Origin of the sequence: Lactococcus sp. (genome assembly GCF_036648155.1) — a bacterium.
GTDB lineage: Bacteria > Bacillota > Bacilli > Lactobacillales > Streptococcaceae > Lactococcus > Lactococcus cremoris.
The window spans coordinates 1-503 of sequence record NZ_JAVXIY010000057.1 but is presented as its reverse complement, the minus strand read 5'-3'; the positions used below and the strand labels follow the sequence as shown (position 1 = coordinate 503).

General features: G+C 34.4%; 1 pseudogene. It reads left to right on the top strand.

Annotated features, from left to right (window positions below):
• Positions 1-105: 105 nt before the first annotated feature.
• A pseudogene (locus RSC39_RS12110) lies at positions 106-468 on the top strand (glycerate kinase); the annotation flags it as partial.
• Positions 469-503: the final 35 nt, after the last annotated feature.

Here is a 503-nt window from a genome sequence, read left to right as displayed (position 1 = left end):
TAAAACTTATACCATATGAATCATTAGTTGGACTTTCAATGACAATTGTATCAACTATAATATTTGGATTTATACTATAAAGTTTAGAAAAGAGGGAGAATTACTATGAAATTTGTATTAGCACCAGATTCATTTAAAGAAAGCATGTCTTCTATGGAAGCTTGTAATGCAATGGAGAGAGGCATAAAGAAAGTAATAAAAGATGCAGAATGCATTAAGGTACCAATGGCAGACGGCGGAGAAGGCACTGTTGAAGCTTTAGTTTTGGCAACAGGTGGTTCTATTAAAAAAGTAATGGTAAAAGGACCTTTAGGCGAGGCTACTGAAGCAAGCTTTGGAATGCTTGGTAATTCAAAAACAGCTGTTATCGAAATGGCTGAAGCTAGTGGAATAGCACTTGTAAATAGAGATGATAGAAATCCAATGATTACAACAACTTATGGAACTGGAGAAATTATTAAAGCTGCATGAGATAATGGAGCAGACAGTATAGTTATTGGAAT